Source organism: Pseudoduganella namucuonensis (genome assembly GCF_900116645.1).
Classification (GTDB): domain Bacteria; phylum Pseudomonadota; class Gammaproteobacteria; order Burkholderiales; family Burkholderiaceae_D; genus Rugamonas; species Rugamonas namucuonensis.
In genome coordinates this window covers 33,068-53,715 of record NZ_FPBO01000014.1, presented here as the reverse complement: position 1 = coordinate 53,715, position 20,648 = coordinate 33,068, and the positions used below count along the sequence as shown (strand labels likewise).

The 20,648-nt window shown below is 66.2% G+C and carries 15 protein-coding genes; 5 read left to right on the top strand and 10 right to left on the bottom strand.

The window, feature by feature from the left end; translation table 11 throughout:
- Positions 1-155 precede the first annotated feature (155 nt).
- Both BM436_RS16090 and BM436_RS16085 read right to left on the bottom strand, forming a co-directional pair.
- On the bottom strand, positions 156-1,166 hold the full coding sequence (locus BM436_RS16090; protein ID WP_093556551.1) for an AraC family transcriptional regulator: 1,011 nt from the start codon (positions 1,164-1,166) through the stop codon (positions 156-158).
- A 124-nt stretch (positions 1,167-1,290) separates the two neighbouring features.
- Entirely contained in the window at positions 1,291-2,547 is a 1,257-nt protein-coding gene (locus BM436_RS16085; RefSeq protein WP_093556550.1) for an NADH:flavin oxidoreductase/NADH oxidase family protein, read from the bottom strand.
- 109 nt (positions 2,548-2,656) lie between these two features.
- Here BM436_RS16085 and BM436_RS16080 point away from each other — a divergent pair, with 109 nt between their 5' ends.
- Positions 2,657-3,259 (top strand): TetR/AcrR family transcriptional regulator, encoded by a 603-nt coding sequence (locus BM436_RS16080; protein WP_218164874.1) that lies wholly within the window; start codon positions 2,657-2,659, stop codon positions 3,257-3,259.
- A gap of 89 nt (positions 3,260-3,348) precedes the next feature.
- Positions 3,349-3,552, top strand: a complete 204-nt coding sequence (locus BM436_RS16075) for a DUF3606 domain-containing protein (RefSeq protein WP_093556548.1) — start codon at positions 3,349-3,351, stop codon at positions 3,550-3,552.
- Between the two features lie 28 nt (positions 3,553-3,580).
- Here the strand turns inward: BM436_RS16075 and BM436_RS16070 are convergent, their stop codons facing one another.
- Complete coding sequence (locus BM436_RS16070; RefSeq protein ID WP_177307234.1) at positions 3,581-5,509, bottom strand: TonB-dependent receptor plug domain-containing protein; 1,929 nt, start codon at positions 5,507-5,509, stop codon at positions 3,581-3,583.
- A 765-nt stretch (positions 5,510-6,274) separates the two neighbouring features.
- On the opposite strand from BM436_RS16070, the gene BM436_RS16065 reads away from it, so the two are divergent.
- The 3 genes from BM436_RS16065 (at position 6,275) to BM436_RS16055 (ending at position 13,262) form a co-directional block, all read left to right on the top strand.
- The gene (locus BM436_RS16065) at positions 6,275-6,724 is read left to right on the top strand and encodes a hypothetical protein (protein WP_143133163.1); all 450 of its coding nucleotides are present in this window, start codon (positions 6,275-6,277) and stop codon (positions 6,722-6,724) included.
- On the top strand, positions 6,721-8,124 hold the full coding sequence (locus BM436_RS16060) for a hypothetical protein (protein WP_143133161.1): 1,404 nt from the start codon (positions 6,721-6,723) through the stop codon (positions 8,122-8,124). Before BM436_RS16065 ends, BM436_RS16060 begins: the two co-directional genes overlap by 4 nt.
- A 233-nt stretch (positions 8,125-8,357) precedes the next feature.
- Positions 8,358-13,262 carry a discoidin domain-containing protein gene (locus tag BM436_RS16055; RefSeq protein WP_093556544.1) on the top strand — a complete coding sequence of 1,635 codons (4,905 nt, stop codon included), beginning with the start codon at positions 8,358-8,360 and terminating at the stop codon, positions 13,260-13,262.
- Positions 13,263-13,301: 39 nt separating this feature from the next.
- Here BM436_RS16055 and BM436_RS16050 read toward each other — a convergent pair whose 3' ends face one another.
- The 7 genes from BM436_RS16050 to BM436_RS37090 all read right to left on the bottom strand — a co-directional run bounded on the left by BM436_RS16050 (position 13,302) and on the right by BM436_RS37090 (position 20,567).
- Positions 13,302-13,631 (bottom strand): L-rhamnose mutarotase, encoded by a 330-nt coding sequence (locus tag BM436_RS16050; RefSeq protein ID WP_093556543.1) that lies wholly within the window; start codon positions 13,629-13,631, stop codon positions 13,302-13,304.
- Between the two features lie 9 nt (positions 13,632-13,640).
- Complete coding sequence (locus tag BM436_RS16045) at positions 13,641-14,489, bottom strand: amidohydrolase family protein (protein WP_093556542.1); 849 nt, start codon at positions 14,487-14,489, stop codon at positions 13,641-13,643.
- A gap of 60 nt (positions 14,490-14,549) precedes the next feature.
- Complete coding sequence (locus BM436_RS16040; protein WP_093556541.1) at positions 14,550-15,464, bottom strand: GntR family transcriptional regulator; 915 nt, start codon at positions 15,462-15,464, stop codon at positions 14,550-14,552.
- A 93-nt stretch (positions 15,465-15,557) separates the two neighbouring features.
- The gene (locus BM436_RS16035) at positions 15,558-16,679 is read right to left on the bottom strand and encodes a mannitol dehydrogenase family protein (RefSeq protein WP_229490349.1); all 1,122 of its coding nucleotides are present in this window, start codon (positions 16,677-16,679) and stop codon (positions 15,558-15,560) included.
- Positions 16,680-17,690, bottom strand: a complete 1,011-nt coding sequence (locus BM436_RS16030; protein ID WP_093556638.1) for a zinc-binding alcohol dehydrogenase family protein — start codon at positions 17,688-17,690, stop codon at positions 16,680-16,682.
- Between the two features lie 88 nt (positions 17,691-17,778).
- Complete coding sequence (locus BM436_RS16025; RefSeq protein ID WP_177307233.1) at positions 17,779-20,376, bottom strand: glycoside hydrolase family 2 protein; 2,598 nt, start codon at positions 20,374-20,376, stop codon at positions 17,779-17,781.
- A gap of 8 nt (positions 20,377-20,384) precedes the next feature.
- On the bottom strand, positions 20,385-20,567 hold the full coding sequence (locus BM436_RS37090; protein WP_177307230.1) for a hypothetical protein: 183 nt from the start codon (positions 20,565-20,567) through the stop codon (positions 20,385-20,387).
- Positions 20,568-20,648: the final 81 nt, after the last annotated feature.

Sequence of the window (20,648 nt, the reverse complement as noted above, 5' to 3'; positions counted from 1 at the left end):
TCGCCTGCCCCCCTCGAGATCATGACTCCACAACAGCAGGCTACATTGTGTGGCCCAAGTGCGGATTCGACGCACCCTTGTCGCCTCCCGATCTGAACAGCCGGCCCCGCTCTTCTGGCCAAGCTGGCCAGCCGCAGCCAGCGCGCCCACCCGTGTCAGTCCTGCGGCGGACGCTGCCGGTATTGGCTGGGCTGCACGCCGGTCCACTTCTTGAACGCGCGGTGAAACGCGCTGGGCTCGGCGAAACCCAGTTCGGCCGCGATGTCGGCCACGCTCCTGGCGGAGTGGCAAAGGAGCTCGATGGCCATGTCGCGCCGCATTTGATCCTTGATCAGCTGGAAGGTCTGCCCCTCCTCCTCGAGGCGGCGGCGCAGCGTGGACGGCGCCATGTTCAGGCTGGAGGACAGTTGCTCGAAATCCGGCCAGGCGTCGGCGGCGACGGCACGCAGCCGGCGCCGCACCAGCGCGGCCGCCCCGTTGGCGTTCTTGTACTTGAGTACGATGTTGGCCGGCGCGCCGGCCAGGAAGGCGCGGGCCGCCTGCTCGTTCCGCACCACGGGCAGACCCAGGAAGGACTTGGCGAAGCAGAGCATGGTCGCCTCCTGGTCGAAGCTCAAGCGCGCCGAGTACATACGGTGGTATTCGGCGCTACGCGGCGGCTCCGGGTAGCAGAACGACGCGGACAGCACCGGGATGCGGCGGCCCACCAGCCAGCACGCCAGGCCGTGCATCATCATCAGCAGCGTCTCGAAGCCGAAAATGCGCATGCCGCCCTCCGGCGCCACCTGGCGTATCACCAGGCGCGCCTCGCCGCCCCGTTCCTCGAAGGCGCACTGGAAATCGTCCAGCAGCAGATTGAAACAGCGCGCCATGCGCTTCAACGCGTCCCGCAGCGTGGCGCAGCCGGTCAGCGTGTGGGTGAGCATGGCGAAGCTGCCCACCTTCATGCGGCGCGAGTCCTGTCCGAACAGTTCGTCGTCCAGCGCGCGCGCCACCCCCAGCCACAAGGTGCTGAAGCTCTGGGGCGTGACCCGGCCATGCGGCGAATCCAGCAGCGCCGGCGAGATGCCCGCGTCCAGCAGCAGCCGCGTGGTCGCGGCTCCGCGGGCGCGCAAAACCTCCAGCGCCGCCTGCACAAAGTAGACCGAGACACTTCCTTTTTCCATGGACGACCGCAAACTGTGAATGGGATGCCGCGCGAGGCGACAGCGAAACAGTATAAGCAGTTCGGCGAAAACTGGTAGTGGCAAATTCTTATAGGCTACACATGCCAGTAACATTTGCCTATCGTCAAGCGCGCCGTTTGCCGAATGCCGCCATGCCCATGCCACACAGGGTGGCCAGCACGCTGCGCCATGGGTTCAGGTCCGGCAGCGGGCGCTTGCCGCTCCCCATGCGGGCCAACTGGGTCTCGTACCATGTGAGGACGAGGAAGGTCAGCTGGTCGACCAGCTTGACGCCGGTGGTCGGCGTCGGCAATTCGATCCTGTAGGCGGGATCGTTGATCAGCGGGATGGCCAAGGCGGGCTCCACGGCCAACGGACGGGCCAGGCCCACCAGATCCGTCGCGCCGCCGGCCAGCGCGGCCTCCACCCCGGCCGAGGAACGGAAGCCGCCCGTCACCATCAGCGGCGTGCGCACGCGCAGGCGCGCTTTCTCCGCATAGGCGATGAAATACGCTTCGCGCCGCATGGTCGACTCCTTGGGCTGCTCCCTGGGCTGCTCCTGCGCGCCCACCATCGCCGGGCTCTCATAGGTGCCGCCGGAGATCTCGACCAGGTCGATGCCCTCGCGCGCCAGCGCTTCGAGCACCCGCATCGATTCCTCTTCGCTGAAACCGCCCTTCTGGAAATCGGCGGAATTCAATTTGATGGCGACCGGGAAGTCCGCGCCCACGGCGGCCCTGGTGGCGCGGTACACTTCCAGCACGAAGCGCAGCCGGTTTTCAAACGAGCCTCCCCACCGGTCGCTACGCTGGTTGTGCAGCGGCGACAGGAATTGGCTGACCAGATAGCCATGCGCGCCATGGATTTGCACGCCCGTGAAACCCACCTCCTTCGCCAGTTGCGCCGCGCGCGCGAACTTGCCGACCAGGGCGACGATTTCCCCGTCGCTCAGCGCGCGCGGCCTGTTGAACATCGGCGCCAGTTCCTTCCCCAGCGAAATCGCCGACGGCGCCACGGGCTCCTTCGTCAGGGTTTTCGGCGTTTGCTTGCCCGGGTGGTTCAACTGCGCCCAGAAGTGCGTGCCCTGCGCGCCGGCCGCCCGGGTCCAGCGGCGGAACGCGGCCAGGTCGCTGGCGTCGTCCAGCACCACATTCCTCGGCTCGCCCAGGTGGTCGCGGTCTATCATGATGTTGCCGCTGATAAGCAGGCCCACACCACCCTCCGCCCACGTCCGGTACAGGCGTTCCAGTTTTTTGTCCGGATCTTGCCGGCCATTGGCCAACTGTTCACTCATGGCCGCCTTCGCCAGCCGGTTTTTCAGGACCACGCCATTTGCCAGGGTGAACGGCAGGCCGGCGCGCGGGGATGGGGATGTGCTCATGTTTTTCCTCATGAAAGCGATTATGACGAATGTCATAGTGGCCCGATTATAGACAGGCTTATGCCACTTGTCATATTATTTGCTCATGACATCAGACACCCGAGACAAAATGGCGGCCGGCGCGGCCGATTTGCTGAGCCGCCGCGGCATGCATGGCACGAGCCTGCGAGAAGTGGTGCGCCACACCGATACGCCGCGCGGCTCCATCGGCTACCACTTCCCCGGCGGGAAAGCGCAATTGATCGACGCGGCGGTGCGGCTGGCCCAGCAGCGGGTCAGCGAGATACTGGAACGCGTCCTGCGCGAACACGGGGCCGTGGAAGGCGTGCGCGAGGCGTTCGCGTTGCGCGCGGCGTCGCTGGGGGAGAGTTGCTTCGAAGCCGGCTGCCCGGTGTTGGCGGTGGCGGTGGAACGCTACACCGACGACGCCAAGGCCTCGCCGGACGCGGGCGCGCAGCAGCGATTGCTGGACGCGGCCAATACAGCCTTCCGCGACTGGCAAGCCATCATCGCGGCGGCGTTGGAGCGCGAAGGCGTGGCGGCGCCGCGCGCAGGCAGCTTGGCGGCGCTGGTGGTGTCCTCGATCGAAGGCGCCGTCGCGCTGTGCCGGGCGGCGCTCAGCCTGGAGCCGATCAACGCCGTGGGCGCCGAAGTCTGCCTGCTGGTGCGGACGGCCATTTCCGACAGCCAGCCCCGGGGCGCGGCCGGCTAGACCCATCCATCCGACTTCTGAATGTGCGATAACGCACAGAACCGTGCACGGGTCATCGATATAGTGATGGCCCGAATTCAGGAGCAAACATGGTGGAAAATTTCATTGATCTGTTCCAAAGCGACCGTTCCCGCATCCACGTGGACAAGGAATGGGAAGTGGCGTACTGGAGCAAGAAGCTGGGGGTCTCCAAGGAGACGCTCGCCGAAATCGTCGGCGAGGTCGGCCCCGTGGTCGAGGATGTCGTCAAAAAAATCAAGGCGTCGAACTTGCATGCCAGGCGCAACTATTGAATAGGCGGCCCGCGGCCACCGCGGCGTTTCAAAACTTCAGGTTCGCCCGCAGGATGGCGTTGACGCGGTCGTCCGGAATGCCGCCCACCGAGCCGAGCGGAGATGGCAGGCGGCTATCGCGGTCGAACAGGTTCCGCACCACGGCGGTGAGCGTCAGCGATTTCGACACCGTGTGGCTGTACGACAAATCCGCGCGCGCGTACGAAGGCAGGCGGCCGGGCGCGAACACGTCGCCGCGGGGAATGTCGTCGAAGCCGTCCATCCAGCGCAGCGCCACGCCGGCGCGGCCGGCGCCATCGAACAGGCCGCGGGCGAGCGAGGCGTTGGCCGAGCGGCGGGGCTGGATATTGTAAGGCGCGCCGGTGCTGGCGTTTCGGCTTGCCACCCATGCGCCGCCGGCTTCGAATTGCCAGCCCTCGGCGCGCCAGGTGACGCTGGCCGTCACGCCATGCGCCCGGTTGCGCTCGACGTTCTGGAACTGGTTGATGCGGATGTCCGGCCGGAACACGATGGCGATCCCGTCGCGCCAGGCGGTCTTGAAGACACTTGCCTGCCAGAGCAGATTGTCCCGCTGCCGGATCGCCACCAGTTCCAGGCTATCGATCACCTCCGGCTTCAGGCCCGCGTTGCCCAGCACCGTGTTGACGGTGCCATTCCGCTCCGCGGCCGAGGGAGCGCGAAACGCCTGTCCGTACAGCAGCTTCAGCGCGCCGCTGTCGTTGGGCTGGTAGATCAGGCCGAGCCGGGGCGACGCCTGCCGGCCGAAGTCGGAATAATCGTCCACCCTGCCGCCGTACACGGCCCGCCAGTCGCGGCCGAGGCGGGAGTTCAACTCCAGCGTCGCGCTGCGGACGCGGCGGCGCGCGTCCGACGCCGCGTTGCGCGTATCGCTCAGGAAGGCGCCCGCCGGCGTATGGAGCACCACATGCACATCGCGCACGTTCAGCTGTTCGCTCGCCAGCGCCAGCGCCCAGTCGGTGCGCCAGGACGGCGACGAATCGCGGTAAATCGCCTGCAGCCCCACGCGGTCCTGCCGGCTGTACAGGTCGCGCTGGACCGCGCCGGACGGCAGTTGCAGCCGGCCGGCGAGGTCGTTGTCCACCCACCAGCCATAGGCCTTCAGCTCCAGCGAGCCGGTGTCGCCGACACGCCTGCCCGCGCCGGCCTGCAGCATCGCGAAGCGCGTGTCGAGGCCACCCAGGTCGCCCGCGCCGGCCAGGCGCGAACCCAGGCCCTGGAAATTGTCCGCACCGTAGCGGTGCAGATACAGCCCGGCGTTGAATTTCCATCCATCGCCGGCGCCGCTGGAGGCCTTCAGCACGGCGGTCCGGGAGAGGAAGCGATTTTCGCGCGCCACCGCGATCGGCGTCCCCCCGGCGGGGTTCGGACGGGTGGCGGTGCGCTCCTGGTCGCCCTGGCCATTCTCCGCGAAAGCCATGCTCCAGCGGCCTCCCCCGCCCAGCGTCCGCGCGAAGCGCGCGGCGGCTTCCTGGTAGCCCTTCCCACCCGCCGCCACGGCGCCTTGTTGGCCCGCCTCCTCGTCGTCGTGGGTGCGCAAAGCGAGCAGGCCGTGAAAGGCGTCGCTGCCGTAAAGGGCGGAGCCCGGCCCTTGGATCAACTGCATCTGCGACATCACGCCGAGATTCAGGCCCGGGAAATTATATTGCGGCGATGAGCGGTAGAGGTCCGTCAGCGGCACGCCATCAAGCGTGACCGCGACGCCGGTGAACGAGGTGAGACGCGCGTAGCCGCGGATCGCCAGCACTTGGTTGCCGTTGGTATGCGGCATCACGAACACGCCGGGCGTGCCGTCCAGGGCCTCCAGCGTTCGCCGCGCGCCGCCGCGCTCCCACTCCTGCGGGCCGACGGAGGTGATGGACGAACCGGCGGACAGCAACGTCGTGGGCAGCAGCGAACTGGCGCTGACGTCGATGCTGCCCAGTTCCTCGAACGACATCGAAAGCAAATCTCCGGCCGGCGCGGCAACCGCCGCCTGCGCGCAGGGCGCGAAGGCGGCGAGGACGGCTAAAGCAACAGGCGACACGTGCATGAATACCTTGGTGAGTGGATTTATAGCGGAATGATATCAGTAACGGTATAGGAGTTGAGGAGTAGAAAGTCTATCCAAGGCCCACGCGGCCATCGGCTATTCTGCCGGGATGGAAATTTCAATCGGATTGCGTTGATCGATTCCCCGTCCCGCGACAGTTCCGTGCCGGCGCGAACAGGAGCGACGGCGCGCTACCGCAACAGCCCCTGACGCGCCCGCCGACCCGTCGCGCCCGCTCCACATTCGGACGTTGAGCCGTCTTTGACTGTTATTTTTCCGATAAAGCGCTTACGTGTCGCGCAGGCCGGATGTTGACAACTGCCGCCTCCAGACTATTAGTGCCGTCATTAAAGCCAAACCGTCCATTATTTAGCGAACCGTACTGCCTGAGGAGAATAACGAATGTGATGGAAAACTATCAAAAACGTAGCCAATAAATATGGCTTGGAGAATAAGGGCCCGATGCCGATTTCTCCCGCTCCGTCAGGCGCGCTTCGCGCATGGTCATTAATAGCAAATTGCAAGCATCACGCGGATACTCCTGTTTGCCATCCGTTACTTTTTGCAAGTTGTTGTTTTAATATCCGCAGAGATTTAATCTTATTTTTTCAAACTCGCCAATAATTACATTCCATGCTAGCCTGTTGCCACTTTATTAAAAGGAGATGGATTATGGCAAAGGGACTTTCATTCCTGTTTGAAGCCAGGGGAACGAGTGCGCAGAATCTCGTGCAAGGGCTGTCGCAGGGCACTGGCAACGGCCCCGATATATTGCATTATTTGTGGTTGGTGGAAATTCCGGCTCCGGTCTACAAGGACGACCACAAGACATATCTGCTGACCACCGTCTATGACGAGAACTTCGAGGCCTATATCGGCGACTTGGTCAAAGCCGATTTCGAGAAGACCGGAGGCAAATTCTTCGACGCCGCGGCCCAAGGCATCGAGGGCTTGCAAGCCATGGTTCCAGTGCACAAGCATCTGTCGGAATTCATCAACTTCGTCGCCCAGCACGACTTGACGCAAACCAATCCCGCCGGCCCCTTTACCCAATTCTATCCCTGGACCGCGGCACTCATCCACAGCAAGCTCGGTCCGCATCAGCCCTCGGATAAACAATGACAGACACGACAGTGCCTGGCGGCTCTCCCTGGCCGCTCGACCAAATCCAGGGATTCCTGCTGCGCGGCTATCGCATGTCGTTTGCCCGGCACTTCGCGCTTAGCATCACCAATCTGGCCGCCGCGCGCTCATTCATCGCGCACCTGACCGACCCGCCTTCCGCGGCGCTTCATATCACGAGCGCCATGCCCTGGGGAGTACGTCCGCCGGACTATTGCCTCAACCTCGGCTTCACCTATGCCGGGCTGAGCACGCTCAAGGTGTCCGGCGCCGATCTGGCCGTGCTGCGGAACGACCCCAACTACAGTTCCTTTGCCAGAGGCGCGAAGAAGCAGGCAAATGCGCTCTACGAAACGCCAAACGCCGAACCCGACTGGGTCCTGGACGATACGCGGTTCCATGTGCTGCTGTCGATCTGGACCAATAGCGAGGAGGCGCTCAACGCCCGGACCGACGAGTTGCGCGGCCTGCTGGCCGACGGTTTCGCGGCGCCGACCAAGGACACGGTGTGGGATGCCCAGGCGCTCGACGACGAAATGGTCTATTTCGGCTATCGGGACGGGATTGCCCAGCCCATCATCCAAGGCACGCCGTTCAGCCGCCAGCCGGACGGAGAGCAAGACCTGGTGGATCCCAGCGCATTCATGATCGGTACCGGCGCCAATATTTATCAAGCCTTGCGCTTCAGCTTCGATCTGTATGGCTGCTTCGGCGCGTTCATGGTGATCCGCCAGGATGTCGAGAAATTCGACGCGCAAATCAAACAGCTGGCCCCCCAGGTCGGGGCCATGCTCCAAATCACCGATCCCACCGTCCAGGAATTGGCCTTGAAGGCGGTGTTCTGCGGACGCTGGCCGAACGGTACGCCACTCATGACCTTTCCAATCAACGGCAACGACCACCCGCAGTCCGCGCCACCGTCGCAGGCGATCGACAATTTCCGCTATGGCAGCGACCAGGGCTTGGTCTGTCCGGTCGGCTCCCATATCCGCCGCGCCAATATGCGGGTCAACCAGGGCGAGGATGGCGGCGCGTTCCAAGGCTCGCCCTCGTCCAGCCACCGCATTCTGCGGCGCGCGATGCCGTATCAGATTCCCTATCTGAAGGATGACCGGCACTCGCCCAAAACCGAGCGCGGCCTCGCCGGCCTGTTCCTCGGCGCAAGCCTGCTGCAACAATACGAACTCGTGCTCGGCAGTTGGATCAACTACCAGTTCGCCTCCGACTCGACCCTCTCCGACCCGCTGGTCGGCATCCCCACCCCGGGTCCGGTCGAGTTGCCGAGTCCCGCTTTCAACGAGAGTAGCGCGCCGGTGGAGAGCTGTGTCGACATCAAAGTCAACGCCTATATTTTTTTTCCCGGCATCGCCGCGATCCGCGCAATCAGCATGAACGACTAGTACGACGCGCGTGCCGGCTCGGCGGCCACGGCGGGCCGCCGATGCCGGTTATCGATATCACAAGATATCGATAACACAGCAATATTTTGTTGCACAGAATTGGCTGTGAGCATATATTCCGGTAATAAAAAACCGGCGCCGATAGCTTATTACATTGTCGCGCTTATAACAATTCACTTTATTGCTCGCACGGAAATGTTATCGATAACCATCCGGCGGAGAGCGGGAGACACATGAAATCATCCAAGTACGGCGGCGCGCGCGGCGTGGCGTCGATATTCCTCGCGGCATTGATGGGCCTGGCCTCGCTGTCGTCCTCCTCCGCCGTGGCCGCCGACACCATACTGACGCTGGCCACCAGCTACCAGCCGGCCATCCAGGAGACCACGGACGCCAGCGGCTTCAAGCATCCCGGAGTCGGCTTGACCAAGCCCATCCTTGAAAACCTGCGGACCCAGATACGGGCGCAAAAGGAACCCTGGAACACGAATTTCAACAATATGCTGCTGTCCTCCTCCGCGTCGAGGACGGCCACCTCCAGCAACCAGGGCAGCGACCCGACCAAACCCGCCAGCTACGCCTTCAACAGCCAGGGTTTCAATTCGCGCTTCATCGCGGACGGCCAGAAGGCCTTTACCCAGGCCATCCTGTACTACGTGACCGGCGACGAGATCTACCGAGGCAACGCCCTGGCCATCCTGCGCATATGGGCCCAGATGGACCCGGCGCAGTACGCCTACTTCAACGATGCGCACATCCATACCGGGCTGCCGCTCTACAAGATGGCGGCGGCCGCCGAATTGCTGCGCAGCACCAGCTACCAGACAGCCGCGCTGCAATGGACCGACGCCGACACCGCCAGCCTGACGGCCAACCTGATCGTCCCGGCCACGGAGACCTTCAACCACAGCAACTGGCGCTTCATGAACCAGCACCTGTATCCGCTGATCGGTTCCATGGCGGGCTACATCTTCACCGGCAACCGCGCGCGCTACGACGAGGGCGTGGAATGGTTCACCGTCAACGCGACCGCGGTGGACCAGGGCAAGAACGGCGCCATCAAGCGCCTGTTCCGTCTGGTGGACAGCAACGACCTGACCGGCGAGGCGGTCAGCCCGCCCGTGGTGCAGCTGGTGGAGATGGGGCGCGACCAGGCCCATAGCTCGGGCGATGTCATCAACGCGGACATCCTCTCGCGCCTGCTGATGGCGCAGGGCACCAAGGTCGACCCGGTGAACGGCACGCCGTCCACCGCCGCCAACGCGGTGGGTCCCTTCGAATTCCTGGGCGACCGCATCCTGGACACGGCGGATTACTGGGGCCGCTACATGCTGGGCCACGACACCCCGTGGGTGCCCACCGCCGCCTACTCCAATGCGGACGGCACGCCCAACATCGTGTACAAGACGCTGTCCAGCAATTACCGCGGCCGCCTGACGCTGAACACCTGGGGAGCGTATTACTACTACAAATACGCCCGCGGTTTCAATATGGACCAGCGCGCGCCCTACCTCACCGAGGCCTACCGGCGGCGCAACTCCTACAACTGGGACAGCCCCGAAGGCGGCGGCGACTTCTGGTTCCACATTCCGGCGGCGGCCGAGGCCGAAGGGGCGCAATTCCTGGTCCGGCCCATCGTCGAACCGCTACGCGAATTCGAGGACCGCGTCACCGCGCTTGACGGCAATTCCACCGTGATCCGCGAGGCGACGGTGGGTTACGCGCGCGTCACGGCGACAGCCGCGGGCAGCAGGATCGCGCTGACCAGCTACGGCAACTCCAGCAAGAACATCGCGTTCCGGGTCAGGACCAACGGCATCGCCGCCATGGCGGCGTTTGGCGACAGCATCGCGCTGCCCGACACCAAGGGCCAATGGCGCTACGTGACCTATGCGCTCAACGACTACCAGTGGATGGGCGACATGTTCTACATCACCATCACCGGCGGTGGCACCACCGTCGACCTGGACCACGTCAACCTGCAGCCGGGAACCGCGCTGACCGCCCCGGTCTTCACCGACGGCGACGCGGACCTGAACCTGTACACCTACGCCGGCTCCACCAGCACCATCAACCGCGGCTTCGCCGCCACCGACGCCAACACCGGCGACGTGGTGAGCTACCAGATCGACAACATGCCGGCGGGCGCCACGTTCAACACCGGCACCGGCGCGTTCTCGTGGAGGCCCACGCAGGCCGGCACCTACACCTTCGCCGTCACGGCCACCGACGGCGCCACGGTCAGCACCAGGCTGGTGAAGGTGGTGGTGACGGCGGACCGCCAGTCGGCCGTCGCCGCCGCCAACGCCGGCTACCAGGCGGGCACCGCCTACACCAGCGCGTCGCTGGCCACCTACAGCGCCGCCTACGCCGACGCCGTGGCGGCCATCGCCGGCGCCACCGACGACGCCTTCGCCGCCAAATTGACGGCCTTGGGCAACGCCGTCGCCGCCCTGCAGGCACTGACCCCGCTGATCGACGACGGCAGCATGAATTACGCCAAGATGCTGGCCTCCTCCACCTTCGGCACGAACGTCCCCAACGCGCTGGACAACGCGCCCGACACCTTCGTCGTGTACACCCTGGCCCAGAACCTGAGCCACACCCTGGATTTCGGCGTCAACTACCGGGTCTCGGCCAGCGCCTTCCAGCTGCAGGTGCGCGCCAGCTTCCCGACCCGCATCGGCGGCGTCGCGATCTTCGGCTCCAACGACAATGAAACCTGGACCCGTTTGACACCCGGCCAGACGGAGGTCACGGAGGACATGCAGACGCTGGCGGTGCAGGACGACCTCAAGGACAAGCGCTTCCGCTTCATCAAGATGCAGATGGTCCAACCCAGCAGCAACATGCTGGAGCCGTCCGAATTCCGGATCTTCGGCGAGCGGCACGAGGCGGTCAACCAGTTGTCGGCCTTGTCGATCACCTCGGACCAGAAGGTGAAGACCCGCATCGTGCCCGGCAACACGGTGAAGGTGAGCTTCACGGCGGTCGCCCCCATCAACAACGTCCAGCTCACCCTGCAGGGCCAGCCGGTCGCCGCCACCTCGACCGACAACCTGAACTGGACGGCGACCTGGGTCGCGCCCGCGATCACCGGCACCGCCGCCGTCAAGCTGGCGCTCAACTACAAGACCGCCGCCGGCATCGACGCCGACACCACCTATTTCAGCACGGACGGCAGCACGCTGTTCATCTCGGACCAGAGCAGCCACCTCGGCAACCTGCTCGACATCACGGCCTTGAGCGACTCCAACGGCCGCGCCGCGGCCGACGTGAGGACGGCGGCAACCCCGCTGTTCGACGGCAATACCGCCACGTTCACCGACTTCCGCCTCAACGGCAGCGGGACGGGCGGCTACCTGACCTTCGACTTCAAGGAGGACGGCACCGCCACGCTGTCGCGGGTGGAACTGCTGGCCCGCCAGGACCAGGTCGGCCGCGCCGCCGGCACCGTGGTGCAGGGCTCCAACGACAACGCCGGCTGGACCACCATCTCGGGCGCCGCCGCCTCCTCGGCCGAGTGGCAGCAACTGGCGGTCAACAACGCCCAGCCCTACCGCTATATCCGCGTCTACAATGGCGGCGCCTGGTTCGGCAACCTGTCCGAGCTGCGCGTGCACGGCGTGGCGCAATCCAGGAAGATCGCCACGGTGTCGATCGCTTCCCCGCAGGCGTTGCGCAACCGCATCGCGCCGGGCAACACCGTCCAGCTGAGCTTCACGGCGAAGGAGGCGGTGAACACGGTCAACGCCACCATCCAGGGCCAGGCGGCCACCGTGGCCACCACGGACAACATCAACTTCACCGCCACGGCCACCCTGCCCCAGGGCGTGGCGGCAGGCGCGGTGACCTTCGCCATCAATTACAAGCTGCAGAGCGGCATGAATGGCGTCGCCACCACCGCCACCACCGACGGCAGCTCGCTGTACCTGGTGGACGAATCCGACGTGATCCGCAACGTGCCCGCCATCGCCACGCTGATCGACTCCACCGTCAATCGCACTGCGGCTGCCACGCTGACGCAGGTGAACACCCTGTTCGACGGCGCGCTGGGCAGCGTCTCCGATTTCCGCACCGGCAGCAACAACGCGGGCAACGGCGCCTACATCACCTTCGACTTCAAGGAGGACGGCAGCGCCACGTTGTCGGGCGTGGACCTGCTCGGCCGCCAGGACCAGTACTACACCCGCATCGCCGGCGCCGTGGTGCAGGGTTCCAACGACAACGCCTCCTGGACCACCATTTCCGGCGCCGCCGTCTCGTCGGCCGAGTGGCAGCAACTGGCGATCAATCCCCAGCCCTACCGCTACATCCGGATCTACAACGGCGCCACCTGGTTCGGCAACATCGCCGAGCTGCGGCTGCGCGGCGTGGCCCAGGCCAACAAGATCGCCACGGTGTCGATCGGTTCGCCGCAGGCGCTGCGCAAGCGCATCGCGCCGGGCAACACCGTCCAGCTGGCCTTCACGATGAAGGAGGCGGTGAGCAACGCCAGCGCCACCATCCATGGCCAGGCGGCCACCGTGACCACGGCGGACAACATCAACTTCACCGCCACGGCCACCCTGCCCCAGGGCGTGGCGGCGGGCGCGGTGACCTTCGCCATCAACTACCAGCTGCAGAACGGCGCCAGCGGCTACGCCACCACCGCCACCACCGACGGCAGCTCGCTGTACCTGGTCGACGAATCGGACGTGATCCGCAATCTGTCCACCATCGCGACGCTGATCGATTCCACCGTCAACCGCAGCGCGGCGACCACGGCCGCCATGGTCAACAGCATGGTCGACGGCAACCTGGGCACGTTCTCCGACTTCCGCGCCGGCGCCAACAACGCGGGCAACGGCGCCTACGTCACCTTCGACTTCGCGGGCAACGAGGCGATACTGAGCAGTGTGGAACTGGCCGCGCGGCAGGACAACTACTACACGCGCGCCAACGGCGTGGTGATCCAGGGTTCGAACAACAACGCGAACTGGACCACGCTGACCGCGCCGGCGGCGTCGACGATGGACTGGCAAACCCTGCCGGTCAGCGGCGGCGTGCCGTACCGCTACATCCGGATCTACAACGGCGCCGCCTGGTTTGGCAACCTGGCGGAAGTGCGCTTCCACGGCGTGGTTCAACCCAACTGATGGGATGATGGCGGGCGGCGGGGCGCCGCCCGCCCGCGTTCAATCCATGTGGAACACGTTTTCCATCATCGCCCAGTGCTCGCCCTCGGCGCGGCTGGCCAGCGGCACCTGGCAGGGTTCGCAGAAGGTCCACCAGCGCTGCGTTTCCGGATCGGCCGCGATCATCCTCATGTCCGCCTCGAAATCCTCGCCGTGGTACTCCCAGTAGCCAAACAGCAGGCTTTCCGGCTCGCGCAGGAAGATCGTGTAGTTCTTCACATTGGCCGCGCTCAGCGTGGCCAGCACCCGCGGCCACACGGCCGCGTGCAGTTCCTTGTACTCGGCGATTTTCTCGGGCACCAGCCCGATCATCATTCCCATTCTTTGCATCTCGTCTCCTCAGGCTAGGCGATAGAAACGCTGCGCGTTTCCACCAAAAATGTCGCGCCGCTGCGCCTCGTCCAGACCCGCCAGCAATGCATCGCTGGCGGCGACCCAGCCCGCGTACGTCGACGCTAAATTCAGCACCGGCCAATCGCTGCCCCAGATCACCCGCCTGGCGCCGAACACGCCCAGGATGTGATCCACGTACGGTTGCAGTCGCGGGACGGTCCAGTCGGCGCCGGACTCCGTCACGAGTCCTGACAGCTTGCAGTGCACCCGCGGCAGGGCCGCCAGGCGGGCCAGGTCCGTGCGCCACGGCTCGGCCGCGCCCTGCGCGATGGCGGGCTTGGCGCCGTGGTCGATCACGACCGGCAGATCGGGGTAGCGCCGCGCGAACGCCAGCAGCGCGGGCAGGTGGCGCGGCAGCACCAGCGCGTCGAACACCAGGCCGTGGCGCAGCATGGCCTCGACCGCCGGGGCCAGCGCGGGGTCGTCTATCCAGCGCTCGTCGTCGAGGTCCTGCAGCATCGGGCGCAATCCGCGCAGTTTCGGGTCGGCGGCCAATGCGCCTATCCGCGCCGCCGCGTCCGCGCGCTTCAGGTCGACCCAGCCCACCACGGCGGCGATGAAGGAGTGGCGCCGGGCCAGGTCCAGCATGAACAGGGTGTCCGCCTCGCTCGGCAGCGACTGCACCAGCACCGTGCCGGCGACGCCGTGCCGCGCCAATGCAGGCTCCAGCTGGTCCGGCAGGAAGTCGCGGTGCAGCTCGGCCAGTTCGGGCGGCGGCCAGGCGCCGCCGCGGTCGGCGATGCGCCAGAAATGCTGGTGGGCGTCGATACGCGGCGCCGTGGAGGAAGTTGACATGGTCGTCCCTTGCAAAAGTCAGTTGAAAGCCGGTCCCGCGCCTGGCCCGCGCGCGCAACCTCAGCCGGGGTGGTGCCTGGTTTCCCTGCTCTGGATCGCCAGCAGCAGCGTTCTGCTCGCCGAGTCTAGGTGGGTGCGCATGGCCTCGCGCGCGCCCGCGGCGTCGCGCCGCGCCAGCGCCCGCAGGATGGCCAGGTGCTCCTGCACCGCGTATTGGTTGCGCTCCATTTCCTCGCGCTTGTCCCACTGGTAGTGGTAGTGGAACACCAGCGAGACGATCTCGTAGACGTTCTGCGCGAAGCGGTTGGCGAGCAAACCGATCAGGAAGGTGTGGAAATCGCGGTCCAGCGCCGGGAAATCCTTGTGGCGCGCCGGCATCACCGAACCGAGTTGTTCATGCCGCGCGATCAGGTCCGCCAGCGTGGCGAAGGCCGCGTCGTCCGGCGGCAGCCCGGCCAGGTGCTCCACCGCCGCGAACTCGAACATTTGCCGCACGTCCGCCAGCTCCATCGCGAAAGCGTGGTCGAAGGCGCACAGGCGCCAGCCGCCGCGCGGCTTCTTCTCGATCAGGCCGGAGCGCGAAAAACCGATCAGGAATTCGCGCACGCTGACGGTGCTGGTCCCGGCCGCGCGCGCCAGCTCCGCTTCCGAAAACTCGGAGCCTGGCGGCAGGTCGCTCTGGTAGATGCGCTCCATCAGCACTTCATGGATGCGGTCGGCGCCGGTCTGCAACTCGGTCAAGGCGAAATAGTCGCGCCGCTGCGGCTTGCGCAGCACGCGGCGCTCCTTCAGGTCGCTGATCAGCCCGCGCTCGAGAAAGTGGTCGAGCGCGCTGCGCACGGCCGTGCGGCTGCCCTGCCCCAGTTCGGCCATGCGATGCTCGGTCGGCAAGGCCTCGCCGATCGCCAGGTTCTCGGCGATGTGCCGCAGCAGCAGATTGGCGCTACGCTTGAAGATGGTGGAAGGTCTGGCCATGAATTCCGATAGGCGCCCAAGCGCCGCCTCGCGTCTGCATACGGATGCCCATTGTATTGAATACGTCCCGCCGGCACGCCCTCGGCAGCGCCCTCACCGCGGCAGGCCTTCGAGCGCGGCGCGCAGGCGCGGCTGTTCGAGCGCGAGGCCAAGCTCGCCGGCCAGCGCCACCAGCGGCAGCACTCGCCGGCGTTTCTTCTCCTCGTGATTCTGCGCGATGTCGGCCAGCCGGTGCGCGAGGAAGGGATTGTCGAAACGATCCTTGACCTCTTGCAGGTAGGCGCGGCTCTCGTCCTCCTCGCCCAGCGCGCGGAACACCGGCAGCACCTCCTCCCGCCACACCGCCTCGATTTGCGAGCGCAGGCCGGGGTCGGACATGGCCATCAGCACCGTCTCGCCGGCCGGACGCCCCATGCGCAGCCACTGCTCGGCCAGGAAGGTGTGGCCTAGATTGAGCATGTACAGCTTGCGCCGCTCATATGGCTCGAGCCTATCCGTCACCACGATTTGCGGATGCGCGCACGGCAGCACCATGCCCGCTTGCTCCTCGATCACCCACAGCGCGTATGGCTCGGCCACCGCGCCGGCAGGCTCGATCGCCTCGGACACGATGCGGTCCACCAGCGAATTGACCCACACGCAGTCGTTCTCGATATAGCCGATGAATCCGGCGTCGAGCGACCAGTCGCGCGCCAGCGTCAGCAACAGCGCGCGCAAGGCGCTGCCATTGTTGGCCACCAGCTCGCATGGCAGCAGGGTGATGGCGCCGCCGCCGCGCAGGTAACGCGCATGCAGCAGCGCCAGCAGCTTGGCCGGGAAGCTGCGCGGCGCGGTGTCCTGCCCGAGCAGCCCGGGATGGTCCTCAGGCGCCAGCTCATAACCGCGGTCGCCCGTGTTGGACACGATGACGCGCGCCGTGGTGGCGGCCTCTTCGCGTATCAGCGCCCAGTCCCGGTCCGCCTGCAAGGCGCGGGTGACCGAGGTGACGCGCTGCTCGCGGTCGACCGCCGCGCCGTCCCGCCAGCCGCGCACGCGCACCGGATATCCGCCCGGCTGGTTGAAGGCGGCCACCCGGCGCGCGCTCTGCGCGCTGCTTGTGCTTTGCACCACCGTGATGCCGCCCAGCGCCTCCCCGCGCGCCATCGCCTCGCTGACGAACAGGTCGACGTGCGCTTGCAGGAAACGGCTGGTGCCAAATTGCAGTATCGGATTCACTCAGACCTCGATGATGGCTTTGATCACGCCGCTGGCCGGGTCCATCCACTGGGGCAGCACGTCGATGAAGCCATCGAGGGTGGTGCGGTGGGTGTTCATCAGGCGCATCGGCACCAGGCCGGCCTTGACCGCCGCGAGCACCTCGCGGAAATCGTCGGCGGTCGCGTTGCGGCTGCCCAGCAGGCTGGTTTCGCGCTTGTGGAATTCGGGATCGGCGAACGAAATCCTGTCGAGCACGATGGAGACCAGCACGTAGCTGCCGCCGTGGGCGACGTACTCGAAGCCCTTCTCCATCGCCTTGACGTTGCCGGTCGCGTCGAACACGACGTCGAAGAATTCGCCGCCGCTGAGGTCGGAGAGCTGCCGCTTGTCGGTCTCGCCCACCGCGACGGTGCGCTCGATGCCCAGCGCGTCGCGGCAAAAGTCCAGGCGCTCCTCGCGGCCGTCCAGCACGGTGACCTGGCCGCCCTTCAGTTGCGCGAACAGGGCCACGGCCACGCCTATCGGTCCAACGCCGACCACCAGCACTTTCTGCCCGGGGCGGACCGCGCCGCGGCGGACCGCGTGGCAGCCGATGGCCAGGAACTCCAGCATCGCGGCGTCGTCCAGCGAGATGCCATCGGTCTTGAACACGAATTGCGCCGGCACCGACAGGTACTCCGCCATGCCCCCGTCGCGATGCACGCCCAGCACCTGGATGTTGGTGCAGCAGTTGGTCTTGCCCTGGCGGCAGGCCACGCACTTGCCGCAAGAGAGGTAAGGCATGACGTAGACCTGGTCGCCGGGCGCCAGGTCCGAGCCCGCCGGCGCGGTGACGATTTCGCCGGACAGCTCATGGCCCATCACGCGCGGATACTGCAGGAACGGCTGCGTGCCGCGGAAGATGTGCATGTCGGTGCCGCATAGTCCGATGCGGCGCACGCGCAGCAGCACCTCGTCCGCGCTGGCCACGGGGATAGGCGCATGCGTCATGCGCAGGCTGCCGGGCGTTTCACACAAAATCCGTTTCATTTCCATATCGGCTTTCAAGGCTGTTTTCAATATAATTTATTGTACGGTATAAATTCCATACATTCAATCGCTTTTAGGGCCAGGCGCATCACTCCCCGGACGGCACGGCGAGCACGCGGAATTCATCGAGGCTGGCGGCGGTTCCGGCCGGCGCTGCGGCGAAACGCACGCGCATGAACCTGGCCTTGACCGCGGCTCCCGACATCGCCAGGGCGTGGCTCGCCCGCGCGCCGGCCCCGGCGCCGACCTGGCGCCACTGGACGCGGTCCAGCGACGCTTCGATCGTGAACGCCACATCGGCCGCCGCGTGGGGCGAGAACTCCACGCCGCGCACCTCGTAGATGTTCTCGAGGTCGACCGACCACGTCGCCTCCCCCGCCTCGCCGGCCCGCCAGTAGGTGGCCGCGTCGCCATCGTTGGCGAGCGACGGGGCGTGGCCGCCGGCCGACGAACTGGCCTTGCTCGGCCGGTTGACGACGACGTTCTTGGCCATCGCCGCCGCCGACGGTTTGGCCGCGGGCGGATAGTCGACGATGGCGCGCGCCCTGGCCACCTGGCTTTGTCCCTCGACATAGCGGTCCGGCCCCTCGGTCGTCACCTCGATCAGCGCGTCCTTCAGGCCCGGGGACGTGGCGCGGATCACGGTTTTCCCCGCGTGATAGGAGCGGAACTCGATCGCCGCCAGGCCGTCGCGGATCTCGATCCGCGAGCCGTGCTTGAAGGTGATGGAACGGCCGGTCGGGAATTCGCCAGGCCCGCTTTCGATCGACAGCGTGACGTCGGGCGAATTGCTGATGGCCAGCCCTGTCTTGTCGCGCACGGTCACCAGCAACTGGACGTCGTCGTGTCCCTGGGTTCCCGCGATGGCGGTCTTGTCGGCCGTGAGCGAGAGCTGATGCGCCTCGCCCGGCGCCGGCCACGCCGGCGGGGGAATGTGGGCGTACTCGTTGCGATACCAGTAGTACTGCCGCTTGGGGATGCGGTAATAGTCGATCATGCCCATGCGGCCGAACTCGACGGCGGCGATCGTGCCATGGTCGAAACCGGCCCAGATGGCCTCGCCGCTGCGCCACGGATAGCGCCACGGATAGCGTTGCGCGCTCCCCTTCTGGTCGGGCGTCCCGGGCAGGTCGCCCCAGCCCGGCTCGTACTTCCCGGGCCGGTCGGCGATGGTGGAACCGTATTCCGACACCATGCTGGCGTGCGCCGGCTTGAGGTACAAGGTCGCGCCGTCGCCGTTGTAGCCCGCGATGTCGCCCAGGTGGTCGATGCCGCCGCGCTGCGCGCCGCCTACGGCGGCTGGACGCGTCGGGTCCTGCCCGCGCATGAATTCGACCTGGCGCTTGACGAACACGCGCAGCGCGTCCATGGATTCCGGCGCGCTGAAGAAATGCTCGTTGCCGTTGCTCCAGGCGATGATGCTCGGATGGTTGCGATGGATCCGTATCATCTCGGCCGTCTGGGCGAGCACGCTCTGCTCGAATCCGGGGCGGTCCTCCGGCGCTGGCGGATAGGCGCTCGCCATCCAGTTGCCGTCCGGGCCGAAGCCGCCTATGCCCCAGAACGGCGCCTCGGACCAGAACAGCATGCCCAGTTCGTCGGCCGCCCGGCTGAAGGCCGGCGAGTGCGGATAGTGCGAGCCGCGGATGAAATTGAAGCCCGCGTCCTTGATCATGCGGACGTCGCGCCGCATGCCGGCGTGGGAAACGGCGTCGCCCCAGCCGGCGTGGTCCTGGTGGACATTGGCGCCCAGCAGGTAGACGTGCTTGCCGTTCAGGAAAAAGCCCTTGTCGGCCGTCCATTTGATCGAGCGGATGCCGAACGGCGTGGAATACGAGTCGACCACGCGGCCGTCGACCATCACCGAGCTTTCCAGCCGGTACATGACCGGATTGCCGGGTCCCCACAGCGAAGGCTTGGACACCTCGGGCGGACGCTGCTCGAACACCGTGGTCGCGCCGGCGGCGACCGCGCGCTCGGTCCTGGCGTGCGTCACCAGTTTCCCGCCGGGTCCAAAGACCTTGGACACCAGCACCACGGTCTTGCCCTCGGCGGCGTGGTTCTCGATCTCGGTTTGCAGGCGCAGCGACGCGCGCTCCGCCGACACCTCGGGCGTGGTCACGAAGGTGCCGTACCAGGCCACGTGGACCGGGTCGGTGACGACCAGCCTGACGTCGCGATAAATGCCGCCCGAGAACACGTGTTCGCCGGCGCGCGGCGCCACGCGGGCGTTCCACACGTTGTTGACCCGGACCGCGATGGTGTTGGCGCCCGCGCGCGCGTAGGGGGTGATGTCGACCGTGAAGCCGGTGTAGCCGCCCACGTGCCGGCCCGCCATGGCGCCGTTGACGTAGATCTCGGCCTCCTGGAACACGCCGTCGAATTCCAGCGACAAGCGCTTGCCCCGCCACGACGGTTCCACCTGGAGGTTTTTGCGGTACCAGCCGTAGCCGGTGTAAAAGTCCGGACCGAGGAAGTACGGCAGGCTGAACGAGTGCGGCAGGTGGATCTGTTCCCAGCCCTTGTCGACCGGACCGCTCGCCGCCGCGCCGGCCGGATCGCCCAGGGTGAAGGTCCACGCGCGGTTCAGCTGCACGACTTCCCGCGCCGGGGCCGCCGCCCGCGCCGGGGCCCAGCCCAGCGCGCACACGGCGAGCAGAATGAAGAGGACACGCGCCACTGTCATTCGGATCGTCATGGCGCCACCCCGCTCAGCTTCAGTGCTATAGCGGGCGTCACCGGCGGGCCCATGACGCCGTAGTCGAACAGCTTGAACTCGGGCACGCCGCCGCGGTCGGGCAAAGGCAGCGGCGCGGCCAGCGTGGCGGCGGCAAGAAGGGGAAGCAAGGCTTTGCCCCGCGTGTAGGTGTTTTTCATCGTGAATCCACAAAAAAGGTATCGTTACCATATGAGGCCGGAAAACGGCGGTCCCGCCGCACCCGGCGATGGCCGGGATGG